Below are 13,921 nucleotides of genomic sequence, written 5' to 3' on the forward strand. Positions count from 1 at the left end.
AGTTGCAGCTAAACGAGCATTCCGGATTTCGAATGATGTCTTCCGATTGGTACAACAGAAGGCGAATCCGAAACAGGATCTTGAGTGACAACACAGTTTAAATTAAATATCTCTTTGATCAATTCACTCGTAATTACGTTTGCTGGTGTTCCCTCCGAAACAAGTCGACCTTTATATAAAGCAAAAATATAGTCGGCATAGCGGGCGGATAAATTAATATCATGGAGCACCATCACAATTGTCGTGCCGTGCTTACGATTTAAATCCGTCAATAAGTCCAAAATCTCCACTTGGTACGTAATATCCAAGTATGTAGTCGGTTCGTCCAAAAACAAGATGTCGGTTTGCTGTGCAAGTGCCATGGCAATCCATACACGTTGTCTTTGCCCTCCTGACAGCTCATCGATATGACTGTCGGCAAGTTCCGTTATGTTCATCATTTCCATCGCTTCTGCTACCGCTTCATAATCCTCAGTTGACCAGCCTTTTAAAAAGCTCTGATGTGGAAACCGGCCCCTGCCAACTAAGTCAGCAACTGTGATGCCTTCAGGTACGATCGGTGATTGTGGAAGAAGTCCTAAAACACGTGCAAGCTGCTTCGGCGGGATTTTGTTAATCGATTTATCATCCAACAATACTTGGCCGGAGATTGGCTTGATTAATCGTGCCATCGTTTTTAAGAGTGTCGATTTTCCACAGCCATTCGAACCGATAATAATGCTGATTTTATTGCTTGGAATCGCTAGACTAACACCTTGTAAAATCGCTTTGTTGTCATAGCCTGCAACAAGATTTTCCGTTTGGAATGTATGTGTCGATTTCATCATAAATCTCCTTTCCGATTAATACGGATTAATAAATAAATTAAGTATGGTGCACCGATTATCCCTGTAATGACCCCTACTGGATAGCGTGTCTCAAAAGCAAACTGTCCGATAAGATCTGCCGCCAATACTAAAATGACCCCGATTAAACCTGCAGGAATAAGACCTGAAAATCCGACACCTACTAATTTTTTTGCGATGGGACCTGCCAAAAAGGAAATAAAGGCAATCGGACCGGTTGCAGCAGTCGCCAATGCAATCATGAGCACCGACGTAATAATAAGGATGACTCTCGTTTGATTTGTATTGATGCCTAGAGATGTTGCCGCCTGTTCACCAAGTTCCAGCATTTCCAGACGCTTTGCAAAATACATTAAAATCGGAGTGCAAATACACACGATAAGAATTAGCGGGTATAAGTTCGTTAATTTTGCACCGTTTAAACTACCGCTCAGCCATCTCATTGCAGCCGGAATATCATGTGTATCCCCGATGAGCATTAAATAGTTGATAAAGGCCGTCAGCATCGCCTGAATGCCGATACCGATTAAAATAAGTCGACCAATCGAAAAGGATGTGCCTTTTGCCAGCAGATAGATAAAGATAGCTGTTGCAAGACCTCCGATTACAGCAGCGATGGATACGACCGTATTGCTTGCATTTAATACAATGATGCAAAATACAGCTGCCGCACTTGAACCTGTTGTAATTCCGATTACATTTGGATTTGCAAGCGGGTTGCGCAGCATCGTCTGGAAAATATAGCCCCCGACACCAAATGCAAAGCCTGCAAACAAACCGGCCACCATTCTTGGAAAACGAATTGTATTTACCGCAAAGGATGCTCCCTTCACTTGTTCACCTAATAAAACCTTTATGACATCCTGTACCGGATAAATCGTGTTGCCGAGCATAAGCATCAAACCGCAAAGTACTAGCGAAATGATGGCCATCAAGGAAGTCATCAGTATAAACCGGCGTTTTCTTTTTAATCTTGACGTCTTAATCATCTTCATCGTTTCATTCATCATATTGCACGCATTTTCGCTTTCATCGTAATTAAAATTAAAATCGGCGCACCTATAAAGGCCGTGACAATTCCAACTTCGAGCTCACTTGGACTGCCAAGAACCCTACCGATCACATCGGAAAAGGTTAAAATAATCGCCCCCGACAATGCTGACATCGGGATAATATAACGTAGATCAGGACCGACTACGAGACGTACGATATGTGTAGCTAATAAACCAATAAAGCCGATTGGACCTGCCAATGCCGTTGCAGCACCACATAATAATACGCCACCTAATGCCGCTGCAATTCTTACAGTACCTGTGCGTACACCCAGCCCTGTCGCAACATCATCACCTAATGCCATCGCATTTAATGCCGGAGCTGTAATGAAGGCAATAAATAGTCCTACTGCTATAAAAGGAATAAATAACGTAATTGTATCCCAGCTGCCGGAACCGACACTTCCGACCTGCCAAAATCTGAACTGATCCATAACATTCGTTCTTGGTATCATGATCGCCACGACAAGTGATGATAAAATTGCACTCGTAGCTGCACCTGCCAACACGAGCTTTAATGGCGTCGCGCCACCTTTCCCCATTGAACCAATCCCGAATACAAAAATAGCGGTAATAAAAGCTCCCGCTATCGCAAGCCAAATATACTGATTTGCTGAACTGATATTCAAAAAGGCAATGCCGCAAACGACGAAAAGGGATGCCCCTGTATTGACACCTAATATACTTGGATCGGCAATCGGGTTTCGTGTCACCGATTGCATAAGCGCTCCGGAAACACCTAATGCTGCGCCGCATAGTAAACAGAAAATCGTTCTTACTACACGCTGCCTTACGACGTTCGCTTCATGAGACTGAGCCTCTGAATGGAATAACCCATTCAGAAGATCTGTCCAGCCTATCATCCGCGAACCAAATACAAGTGATGCTAGTATACATAGCCCGAGTAAAATTATCAAAAGTAATAATACTTTGATAAAATTTCGCGGCATCATAATTTGCTTCTTTTCTAAAACGGATGTACTTTTCATATTATTTTATCTTTTTCGCAACTTCCGAAATTAAAGTTACATACTCGTCGATTGTATATTGAATTGACAGCGGGTTCGGATTTCCTGCAGCAGCAAGTGGTGTGTTGTCAGGAATGATTAAAACCGTGCCATTTTTGATTGCAGGTACTTTACCTAAAATCGGATCTGCCTGAAGTGCTGCTAATGTGTTGTCATCACCATATGCAATCAGAATATCAGCATCGTTTAAAGCATCTGCATTTTCTGCACTTAATTCGATGTAGAAGCTGCTTTCATCCTGAACTTGCGCTTTAATGCTTTCCGGATATTCCATACCTAGCTCTTCCAGTAATTCACCGCGCGGATCAGCTGGTGTATAAATATAGAACTTTGATAAATCTGTCGCGTTAAACATACCGAACGCTGCTTTTTTACCTTTGATTTCAGGGAATTCATTTGCTTTATCTTGAATTAATTTTTCTGTATCAGCGATTAATTGTTGACCTTCTTCTTCCATACCCATACCTTTTGCGTTGTATAGGATTTGGTCACGCCATGTAATAACCCACGGAGTTTCCGGATATGCAACAACCGGTGCAATCTCGCTTAACGTATCATACTCTTCTTGAGTAAGCCCTGAATATGCCGCTAAAATCACATCCGGATTTGAATCTGAAACTGCTTCAAAATCTATGCCATCTGTATCTTGGTAGATGTTCGGATTTTCCTCACCAAGCTCTTTTAATTTTTCTGCTGTCCATGGAAGCATACCGCTTTCATCCTGTACACCGTAGTTTGCTGCCGAAAACCCTACCGGTACAACACCTAAAGCAAGTGCTACATCATGGTTTGCCCATGAAACTGTTGCTACACGCTCCGGTTTTTCTTCAATTACTGTTTCACCTAATGCATGTTTGATTACGATTGGATATTGCGTTGCCGAATCTTCTGAATTTGAAGAACCTGTTGTTTCATTTGATTTATTCACTTCTGTACTTGTTTCTTTATCCGAGCAACCCGCAACAACCAGTAAACCAATCGCTACGAAAAGTATTGTCATTAAAGAATAGAACTTTTTCGTTTTCATTTGAATAGCGCCCCTTGGAATTTATTGATAACAATTATCATTATCGCTTCCTAAATAATAAATCTAAATGATAATGATTGTCAATGAGATTTATTAAATATTGAATTTAATTTTTATATAGTAAGTATTTTATATGGGCTATTCCATTTTTCGCTTTTCTATTCCCTCTCTATTTTTGTCTTTCATAAATATTTTTTCTCTTTTATACTATATTTCTCTTTAAATTGACGTTAACGTAAATGATATAATTCTTCCAATGGGGGTGTAATGTGAAATCCATTAAAACGATCGCTAAAGAATATGCACTCACACCGAGAACACTGCGCTACTATGAAGAGCTCGGAATATTGAAACCGACACGACCTCATAATGGAATGCGCCATTATTCCAAACGGGAGGAGGCAAAGATCAAGCTAATTATCCGAGGAAAAAAGTATGGCTTTTCTATGGAAGAAATTAAGGAAATGATTTTGCTTTTTGACCTTGATCGTACAGGTATTAAACAGCTGGAGCGGACAATCGAATACGGTCAGCAAAAAATAAAGGAAATTGACCAAAAGATTGAAGAGTTGTATGAAATCCGTCAAGAAATCGAAAAGACGGAAGCTATTTTTCAGGAAAAACTAATTCTATTATTGGAGGACCAATCATGAATATTTCTAATCTGTTAGCTCGTCATGCAAGAAAGTATCCGAATCAAACTGCTGTCATTAGTCTCGGCCAGGAAACGACGTATCAACAGTTGGATGACCAAGTTAATAAAATCGCCGGTTCATTGCGTGCAAGCGGAATCGTAAAAGGCGATAAAGTCGGGATTTTCATGCCAAATGTGCAAGAGTTCGTCGCGCTTTACTTTGCCATTCAGCGTATGGGGGCTGTCGTTGTACCGATCAATGCCAAGTTTGTCACACGCGAAATTGAGTATGTGCTCAATCATAGTGACGCGAAGGCGATCTTTGTCCATGAGCTGATTTTCGAACAGGCCGCTACGATTATGTTCAATGGTCTAAAAGTAAAAACAGGTCCTGCTGTCCATGACTGGCAAAGCTTCGATCAATTCCAGGCAGCTGGCCAAAATGAGGTCGTTTGCTGTGATCTAGTGGAGGATGATGATTCAACATTACTTTATACATCCGGCACAACCGGCAATCCAAAAGGCGTTTTACTGACAAACCGCAATGTCCTCGCAGTATCCCATATGATTGCCATTGAAATGGAAGTAAAACCCGAAAGCCGGATGCTCATCATGATGCCGCTAACTCATTCTGCTCCATTGAATTTGTTTTTGGTCACGGCCATTTTAGTCGGGGCAACAGCTGTGCTCACACCGACATTTACGCCTGACTTGTTAATAGATACGGTAGAAAAATACAAAACGACGCACTTCTTCGGGGCACCTGTTGCCTACCTTCTAACTGCCGGCTCACCTCGTATCGCAAGTGCGGACCTGTCGTCAATGAAGTGGTGGGTGTACGGAGGCGCACCGCTTTCCGAAAAAGAAGTCGTATATATTCAGCAGCAGTTTAATACGGACAACTTAGTATGTGTGTACGGTTTAACGGAAGCCGGTCCGAGCGGGTCGATATTACATGCTGCGGATCACCCTCACAAGGCAGGAAGCATCGGTAAGCGAGCACCGTTTGGAACAGAGCTGCGTGTGATTAATGCATTAAATGAAGATGTGGCACCTGGTGAAATTGGCGAAATCATTTTATATGGTGAAGGCAATATGAAAGAATACTATAAAAATCCGGAAGAAACGAAAAACATTTTCGTTGATGGCTGGGTGCGTTCGGGCGATTTAGCCCGCATCGATGAGGAAGGTTATATTTACATCGTCGACCGTAAAAAAGATGTAATTATTTCAGGCGGCGTCAATATTTACCCGAAAGAAATAGAGGATCAGCTGCTGCTGCATGACGCTATTTTTGAAGTAGCGGTGTTCGGTGTACCGCATCCTGAATGGGGCGAAACTGTAAAAGCGGTTTACTGTGCAAAAGTCCCTGTTTCCGAGCAGGAAATCCGCGAGCACTTGGAAGGGAAACTTGCCGCATTTAAAATCCCGAAAATCTTTGAACAAGCGGAAGCACTTCCGCGCAATGCTTCCGGGAAAATATTAAAACAGCAGCTAAGAGGTGAAGCAAATGCAAGTATTAGCCAATAAACGTGAAAAGAGCCAGAATTTTTATGAATCCGATCAAACATTGCATCAGCTACTACAGCAAAAACTTTCTCCGTCTTTTTATAATTATGCGGATGAACGGCTGACGGCATTCGGTGCGCTTTGTGCCGGACCGATCGATGCCCGTGCCAAAGTGACGGACCGGGAAGGCGAACCACGATTACGCCGCTATAATGCATACGGCGATGAAGTAAGCGAAGTCATTGTGAACGAAGGCTATAAACAAACGGTTGCCGAAACTTATGCAACAGGGATTGTCGGCTATATCCATAAAGACATTCCCGAATTAGGCCATAAAGGCAATTATGTATACAGCTTTGCGCAAGGCTATTTGCTATCGCAAACCGAACCAGGTTTTTACTGTCCTGTCACATTGACGATGGCGACAGCGTATTTATTCGAGCACTATGCATCCGAAGAGCTGAAGCAGAAGTTTATGCCGCATATTTGCGCAACAGGCGAAACGGAATTATTTGAAGGGGCTACGTTTTTAACGGAGCGCCAAGGTGGATCAGATGTTGGTGCGAATGTCGTGGAGGCACGCCTTGAACAAGGTGAATGGCGTTTATACGGTGAAAAGTACTTTGCATCGAATGCCGGGATGTGCGGAGTTGCGATGGTGCTTGCCCGTCAGACAACCAATTCCAAAGAAGGTTCACGCGGCTTAACATTGTTTGCTGTCCCATGGCGTGACGACGATGGTGAGCTTAATCACATTACGATCCGCCGATTGAAAGATAAGCTTGGCGTAAAGGCGGTCCCGTCAGGAGAAGTCGAGTTTAACGGTGCAAAAGCATATGTTGTCGGGGATCCTTCCAAAGGCATCTATTATATGCTCGAGGCACTCAACCTGTCCCGGATCTGTAATGCCGCAGCATCAGTCGGCATTATGAAACGCGCACTGGATGAAGCGGTCCATTATACAAACGGGCGTATCGCATTTGGCCAGACAGTTGCCGAGTTTCCGATGGTGAAGCATACACTAGGCTTATTGCACGCTAAATGGCATGCATCACTTGTTGCGTTGTTCGATTTAGTGTCGCGCTATGATGAAGTTGTCAGCGGGAATGCTTCAGAGGAAGAACAGCAGCTTGTCCGCCTGTTAATTGCGTTAGTGAAAAAGGAAACGGCAGAATGGGCGATTGAGTTCACGCATGAAGCGATTGAACTACATGGCGGAAACGGCTATATTGAGGATTTTGTTCTCCCTCGCTTGCTTCGCGATGCTCAAGTATTGACCGTTTGGGAAGGTACAGCGAATATTTTGGCACACGAGCTTATTCGCCTCGTTCAAAAGAATGCGCATATTACGCTGCTGAATGAATTGCAGCAGACGAACCATCCTTATTTGCAGCAGCTGGCCTCTGTCGTGGAGCAGCGCTTTGCAGTATTTGTCACACTGGAACCGGCAATGCAAACAGTGGAGGCGAAACCGCTCATGCAGGAGCTTGCTCGTCTATACGAAGCAGTTGTTGCGGTGAAGCATGGTGAAACGGCCGGTGAACGCGAGCAGATGCTGGCGGAAATTTATATCGAGGAACAGTTCGGCCAGAAGTCCTTTGGTGAAGTGCCATTAGCGGTGAAAGGGTTCGATGTGCTGAATAGCGGTTATTGATTGTTTAAGTGGAGCGCCCGGGTTGGTTACCGGGCGTTTTTTTGGTGGGGGTGCTGGGGTGCACTATGATCCAGCGGGCATTGGTCGGATTCTCTAATATATCCGCAGAAGTTCTAATATAAATTTATTTGTTCTAATATATTGCCGATCTTCTAATATAAGTGCGGTTTGTTCTAATAAGTGTCCCGGATGTTCAAATAAAGTATGTACTTCTTCTAATATCCTGCCTCGATCTTCTAATAAACCGCTTAAATGTTCTAATAAAATCCAGGTACGGCTTCTTCTCACCCATTTTACCGGCAATAAAGATTCTCCTGCACCTCAAATTATCGAATCTTCTAATATCCAGCCCCGTTCTTCTAATATCACTTGAATTTCTTCTAATAAACCACTCTATTGTTCTAATAAAATCCACACACGCTTTTTCTCACCCGGAATATAGGATCCGCCATAACAAAATAACGGATGCAGACGATTCTAAAACCGTTCACACCCGTTACATTTTTTTAAGCTTACTTCACTTCTTCAATTGCTTCCATTAAAGCCGGGAATAATTTTGCATCATCCGCATCTTCATCTGTTACTTCATTTAAAATCTCAAAATCATCTGCGTCAATGACAAACAGGCTCATGCCGTCTTTTAAAAATTCATCGGCTTCTACTTCGCCTTCGTAATATTGATACGTTGCTACAACGATGTTTGAACCTTCTTCTTCATCAAAGAAGAAATAAAGCTTTTCCGTGTTGCCGTATACTTCTTCCAACACCTCTTCCAGCTGCTCCGTACCTTTACTCCATTTCACTTCATTATTTACTGTCGCTGCCACGAGCGATTCTAATAGTTCGTCTACTGTATTTGTCATCATAATCCTCCAACTCCGCTCTATTTCGCGGTTAGTATTCCCACTGTATCATAAATTTAACGATAAACCTTAAAGGCAGATTATTAATTGCTCACTATTTGTTCATTCACCTCATAATGCGCAGCGAATAATTTTTCAATCGTCAATTGCAGTAGATCCACTAATGTTCCAAATGCAAAATCCGCGTCAAGCCGCTCTGTCCATTTATGCGGGTCTCTTCCAACCGGACCGATGTTCAGCACCGGTACAGTCAGCTCTTTCATATCCCCGATCGGCAGCGAGTAGCCTTTATCCCAAACCGGCATATTGTTTATTAGCGACTCAATCGAACTGTTTTCATAGTTCAACCCTACATAGCTTAAATCCGATATTCCGGCAAAGTAGTTTTGAATAGTAAACTCCATATTAAAAGTTTCATGCGTGTATTGCTTCAACTCATTTACAAGATTGCTGATGAGTCCATTTTTCCCTGAACTGATTGCAGGATAAAATGGCGGCGCAAAGAAGATAACAATCATCGGTGCCAGTTCATTACATAACGCAGCTAGTTGATCAACGAGGTCAATCGTTCGTTCCCGATCGTCTTTTTCGCTGTCACGATTTGATAGGAGTTCTTCAACTTTCTCTTCACCGTATTTCTCCAGCGCATATTCGTAAATTTCCTCATACTTCATGACCTTCACTTTTAATTGCTGCGGTGTAAATTCCGTATGCTGTGAATACTTCGTAGCTTTGTTCATATAGGACTGTTCGATTTCATTTGCCGCTTTGATCGCTTTTTGCTGGAGCAATGAAACAACGTCTGTCATGCTTCTTTCAAATAACAATAAATTAAATAGTGTCACAGCCCGATGTGAAATTTGTGTGGAATACTCCGTTTTCAAGTCGCGATAAATTAAATTCGTTGGTGGCGGCGTCATTTCTTCGCCCACTTTTTCACAAAAATCCGTATTTAATTCCATTTCAGCTGTCAGCACCGACGCCATATAATTTGCATTCAGTCCTCCGAACGGTTCCCCGACATGGGTTTCCTTCCCGTAGCATAAAAAGCCCGGCAATGCTTTTCCGATAGATCCGGTATAGAAGTAATTATTTTTATCGCCAGGAAAATTACTGAACATCGGCTCTGAATTTAATATTGTTGTATATTCAAGATTATGCTCTTCCGAAAGTTGCACAAGTTTTGGAACTGCTGCCCGCATTCCTTCAGAGTTTACTTCCTCATCCGGAACGGTCAATAAAAGAATGTTGCCGTCATATTCTCCGTATGTCGCCTGCTCTACAATGGACATATGCAAGGCAAGCCCGCACTTCATATCCATCGTGCCTCTGCCGAATAGCCAGTTTCCATTGTCTAGATCAACTCGTACTGCTTCAGGCAATTCATCTTTTATCAAGTAAAATTGTTCCGTCAGCTTCTCGGGCTCAAAAGCATATTGTTTCCATTTTCCGTAGTCCTGTACATCCACTACATCAAAGTGACTAATTAATACGACTGTTTTTTTAGTATCCGGAGATTTTTTGACCAATGCGCTAATGAAACTGCGCCCATCACTCAAGTATGTTCGATTTAAATGGCCAGGGTTTTCTTTGAAATACGCCAGCTCCGACAGTTTATTCACTACAATATCAGGGAAATCCTTTTCTGCCTGTGAACCTGAAACACTTTTTACTTGTACAAGTTCACATAATAATTGCCTTAACTGCTCTTTGCTCTTCCATTTAAACACAACATACCCTCTCCTTTGTCTCGTTCTAGCTGTCTCTCTATGTCGCCTATTTTCCTCAGTGTAAATAAATGTGAATATTCAGTCAATCATTTGTTTAAGACTATACTATTGAGAGTTGAAATTGGTGTTGGGTGTAAAGAAAAAGTTGAAGTTTGGCTTAAGCATTAAATACTCTCGGTAAACGAACATACCTCTATGAAGATAAAAAATCCCGCTAACATAAAAGATAGCGGGCTTTGTTATGTGCATCTAAGCTTATTTCTTTTCTTTACCCATTGAATGGAATAATTGAATTGAAGATAATACATTAATTTATAACGGTTTGTCGGAATATCTTAAAAATTTCCCGCACATGCCTCGATTAAGCGTCTTTCTATTATATACTCCAAAAATCTGTTGGTAGCCAAATTCATTGAGTTTTAAGTCTTTTCAATTACTTTTCTGATTCATATACATCAGTTATGTGAATATAATATTTTTGTTTCATATTATTATTGATAAGTTTTCCTTCATATAATAATGTACCTTGTTCAATATCAAAAATCTTAAGTACATAATCGTTATTCACTTCTGTCATGACGTAAAATTTTCCGTTTAGTGAAGTCGTGCTGTTAAATTCAGGAATTAATATTTTTACAGGATATGGTTCAGTAATCGGTTCAAGCCATCTCTGCTGTCCGATATTATATCTGTAAATGACTATTTCCTCTTTTGTTGAATAGGCAATAACTAAATAATTATCATCTACTTCAATACTTTGCAGGTTATGATCTAAACCTTCCGGTAACTGAATATCTGTTATTTCATTCGTTTCCGTATTTAATGCGCTGAACTGACGTGAAGTAACATCTTGTTCAGGACTTTTCAAATCAACAGAACTTATAGAATAGACATGGTATTTTTCATGACCTAAATTTGAATAAGAATTGTGGGAATCAATACTTCTTCTTGTCGTTTCGTCCATTGTTGCTTCTTCAAGTAAAGTTTCACTCAGCAGCTGCTGCTTTTTCAAATCAATAATCACATGATACATTTTTTCGCTTCCGTCATTATCAACTTGTTTTACAATAAGTTTAAGCTCATTATCAACAACCGTAATATCATTATAAAAAACCCAGTTATATCTATTTTTCAGCTGTGACTCGATTGCAAATGAAGTTCTCTCATCCTTCACTTTATCCAGTACATCAACTTCATAACTGTATGTGTCCCCTTCTTTTACCTTCCAGCCTTCTTCAGGATCCTTCATATAAATAAGCTTCGTATCGTCCTCAAAATAGTTATTTTCAATAAATGCTTTACCGCGCATAAAGCTTTTATGTTCATCTATGAGTCTTTGAAACATTATCGGCACTGTACGGTTATGAATAGATTCAATTAATGTGGATTCATCTTTACTAATAAGAAGTGAATTGTAACCTAGCCTATATTCAACGCTTGTTTCGAACATCAATGAATCTATATATTTATCATCACCTGAAATTTTTTCGAATGTAAAATTATACTCTTTGTCTTTTGCGTTCACTACTTGTATATAGTGCACAGTAAACGTTACAACGATTATTCCGGTAATTAAAAGAAGTTGCCAATATTTTTTCATGTCATTCCCCTCCTCTACACATTAATCTTTCGTTTTAATAAATAATCTGCTAAATAAATCGCAAGTGCAGTCGTTAAAATACTGAATCCTGTAACGATTAAATAAATCTCATTCGCATAAAAATAATTGGTAATTATTTGAATGATCACTGGAACCATTACAATGACTATTGAAATCACACAATAGATGAATGCCAGGAAAATCCCTTTAATATGATAGCTGCGTTCAAATAAAATAGAGGTGAAAATTACTGCAACAGCTGTAATGCCAATTACATAATAGAAAACAAACAATAAAGATGATTGCGGATACAATAAATCCAGTACTTCAGTAGAATAAATATAAATTATACTTTCATCCATCCATAATTGGTCAGGTACTATTCGTTGAGTAATTTGATTCACAACTTCCAGTAAGATGATTTGCATTCCAGTTAAACCGAAAATAAAAAGCAATATTGTTGTCAATTTGGCGAAATACACATTTCTGCGTGCTGTAGGCAGCATGAGTAAACGATAAATAACCGATGATTTCCCTAACCAGTCACGATACCAAATGAAAAAGACATAAATTATAAGTAAAGCTGCTGCAAATACTATGGATAGAATGAAGTATTCCGAATATAAAAAGTTTTGCAGTGAGTAGGCTCCGTACTGTTGGATATATTGGCTTACTGCCATTTGCTCACGCAGCATCGTTGTCTCCGCATTGTCTACATAATGTAAAGACGTGATAATGGCTCCGATAATTTGAGCTGCTACTACCCCGATTATTAAAGCTAGAAAGATTTTGCTGAATCGTTTCACTTCAAAATTGACGAGCTTTATATAGTGATTCATCCGACATACACCTCCCGCATTACATCTACTACGGATTTGCCTTCTGTTTCCCGCATCTCTTCTACATTCATTTCTCTTAATACACGGCCGTCCCCAATGAGCACTGCCTTATCGATTAAATGTTCAATATCATTAATTTCATGTGTTGTAATAATGACGCCGCGATTTTCAATTAAATGACTTGTAAAGACATTGGCAATCTGTTCTCTTGAAAAGATGTCGATTCCTGAAAACGGCTCATCCATCAATATATAGTCCACATCCAGTGCCAAGCCAAGCAGCAAATTGACTTTTGCCGTGTTTCCTTTTGACAGGCTTGAAATTTTATCGCTCGGATCCAGTTGAAAAAAGGCAAGGAGTTCTGTTGCCCGCTGTTCATTCCACACTTTATAAAAATCGGCCATAAAATCGAAGCTTTGCGCAATTGTATAGTTTGGTGACATTGTCAGACGGTCCGGAATATACGTAATTCTTTCAAAAGCATCTTTGCTGATTTTTTTGCCGTCGATTAGTATTTCGCCACGGTCAATCGGAGTGAGCGCCATGATTGATTTCATAATGGTCGTTTTTCCTGCACCGTTAATTCCGATCAGGCATGTAATTTGCCCTTTTTCTGCAGTAAAGCTCATATCTTTCAATACTTGCTTTCTTTTGTATTTTTTAGAGACATTTTTAACTTCAATCATGCTGCTCCGCCTCCTCATACTGTTTCTGTACGAGCTCCATGATTTCAGGAAGTGGCGCATTGATTGATTTTATCGAACTGATAAATACTTGCACTGCTTCACTGATTAGTTCTTCACGTACACTTTTTAGCACCGCTTCATCTTTCGTAATACAACTTGGCATATTTCCTTCTGTATAAATCAATTTCTGCTCCTCCATTTCCTTATAGGCACGCTGCACTGTATTCGGGTTGATTTTGAGCTGATTGGCCAACTCCCGTCTAGATGGGATGACATGGCCTGGCGCAAACGAACCTTTTGCAATTTGTTCCTTAAAATGACGGATAACCTGCACGTATACAGGATCCCGGTTATTGAATTTCACATCCACCTGTTTCAGCTCCTTTCGTGTATTACGCACTTAATACACTATTCGCAAAAAAATACTTTGAATCTCAATCTGTACTAACTACTT

At 40.6% G+C, this 13,921-nt stretch carries 14 protein-coding genes; 3 read left to right on the forward strand and 11 right to left on the reverse strand.

Going from position 1 to position 13,921, the window contains the following annotated elements; all coding sequences use genetic code 11:
- Positions 1-8 precede the first annotated feature (8 nt).
- From MKZ25_RS14975 to MKZ25_RS14990, 4 genes are read right to left on the reverse strand one after another with little or no spacing between them, the layout of a single operon-like run.
- Positions 9-824, reverse strand: coding sequence for an ABC transporter ATP-binding protein (locus MKZ25_RS14975; RefSeq protein WP_340802191.1), 816 nt, complete (start codon positions 822-824; stop codon positions 9-11).
- The gene (locus MKZ25_RS14980) at positions 824-1,855 is read right to left on the reverse strand and encodes a FecCD family ABC transporter permease (protein WP_340802192.1); all 1,032 of its coding nucleotides are present in this window, start codon (positions 1,853-1,855) and stop codon (positions 824-826) included. The genes MKZ25_RS14975 and MKZ25_RS14980 overlap by 1 nt, the downstream gene beginning before the upstream one ends.
- Positions 1,852-2,886, reverse strand: a complete 1,035-nt coding sequence (locus MKZ25_RS14985; protein WP_340802193.1) for a FecCD family ABC transporter permease — start codon at positions 2,884-2,886, stop codon at positions 1,852-1,854. Before MKZ25_RS14985 ends, MKZ25_RS14980 begins: the two co-directional genes overlap by 4 nt.
- A 1-nt stretch (position 2,887) precedes the next feature.
- Entirely contained in the window at positions 2,888-3,952 is a 1,065-nt protein-coding gene (locus MKZ25_RS14990) for an iron-siderophore ABC transporter substrate-binding protein (protein WP_340716131.1), read from the reverse strand.
- Positions 3,953-4,221: 269 nt separating this feature from the next.
- Here MKZ25_RS14990 and MKZ25_RS14995 point away from each other — a divergent pair, with 269 nt between their 5' ends.
- The 3 genes from MKZ25_RS14995 to MKZ25_RS15005 are packed head-to-tail and all read left to right on the forward strand — an operon-like array spanning position 4,222 to position 7,749.
- Positions 4,222-4,605, forward strand: a complete 384-nt coding sequence (locus MKZ25_RS14995; RefSeq protein WP_340802194.1) for a MerR family transcriptional regulator — start codon at positions 4,222-4,224, stop codon at positions 4,603-4,605.
- Entirely contained in the window at positions 4,602-6,116 is a 1,515-nt protein-coding gene (locus MKZ25_RS15000; RefSeq protein WP_340802195.1) for a class I adenylate-forming enzyme family protein, read from the forward strand. The genes MKZ25_RS14995 and MKZ25_RS15000 overlap by 4 nt, the downstream gene beginning before the upstream one ends.
- Positions 6,097-7,749: an acyl-CoA dehydrogenase family protein gene (locus MKZ25_RS15005; RefSeq protein ID WP_340802196.1), complete on the forward strand. Its 1,653-nt coding sequence runs from the start codon at positions 6,097-6,099 to the stop codon at positions 7,747-7,749. Before MKZ25_RS15000 ends, MKZ25_RS15005 begins: the two co-directional genes overlap by 20 nt.
- A 93-nt stretch (positions 7,750-7,842) precedes the next feature.
- Here the strand turns inward: MKZ25_RS15005 and MKZ25_RS15010 are convergent, their stop codons facing one another.
- From MKZ25_RS15010 to MKZ25_RS15040, 7 genes are all read right to left on the reverse strand, one after another.
- Entirely contained in the window at positions 7,843-8,052 is a 210-nt protein-coding gene (locus tag MKZ25_RS15010) for a phosphomannomutase (RefSeq protein ID WP_340802197.1), read from the reverse strand.
- Between the two features lie 209 nt (positions 8,053-8,261).
- Positions 8,262-8,612: a hypothetical protein gene (locus tag MKZ25_RS15015; protein ID WP_340716135.1), complete on the reverse strand. Its 351-nt coding sequence runs from the start codon at positions 8,610-8,612 to the stop codon at positions 8,262-8,264.
- 83 nt (positions 8,613-8,695) lie between these two features.
- The gene (locus MKZ25_RS15020) at positions 8,696-10,342 is read right to left on the reverse strand and encodes a M20/M25/M40 family metallo-hydrolase (RefSeq protein WP_340802198.1); all 1,647 of its coding nucleotides are present in this window, start codon (positions 10,340-10,342) and stop codon (positions 8,696-8,698) included.
- A gap of 433 nt (positions 10,343-10,775) precedes the next feature.
- A complete protein-coding gene (locus MKZ25_RS15025) occupies positions 10,776-11,942 on the reverse strand; it encodes a hypothetical protein (RefSeq protein WP_340802199.1) in 1,167 nt (388 codons plus the stop codon).
- 14 nt (positions 11,943-11,956) lie between these two features.
- Positions 11,957-12,781 carry a hypothetical protein gene (locus tag MKZ25_RS15030; RefSeq protein ID WP_340802200.1) on the reverse strand — a complete coding sequence of 275 codons (825 nt, stop codon included), beginning with the start codon at positions 12,779-12,781 and terminating at the stop codon, positions 11,957-11,959.
- Positions 12,778-13,467, reverse strand: a complete 690-nt coding sequence (locus MKZ25_RS15035; protein ID WP_340802201.1) for an ABC transporter ATP-binding protein — start codon at positions 13,465-13,467, stop codon at positions 12,778-12,780. Before MKZ25_RS15035 ends, MKZ25_RS15030 begins: the two co-directional genes overlap by 4 nt.
- Positions 13,460-13,837: a GntR family transcriptional regulator gene (locus MKZ25_RS15040; protein WP_340802202.1), complete on the reverse strand. Its 378-nt coding sequence runs from the start codon at positions 13,835-13,837 to the stop codon at positions 13,460-13,462. The genes MKZ25_RS15035 and MKZ25_RS15040 overlap by 8 nt, the downstream gene beginning before the upstream one ends.
- Positions 13,838-13,921 lie beyond the last annotated feature (84 nt).

The sequence above is a fragment of the Solibacillus sp. FSL W7-1464 genome (assembly GCF_038004425.1).
In the GTDB taxonomy this organism is placed as follows: domain Bacteria; phylum Bacillota; class Bacilli; order Bacillales_A; family Planococcaceae; genus Solibacillus.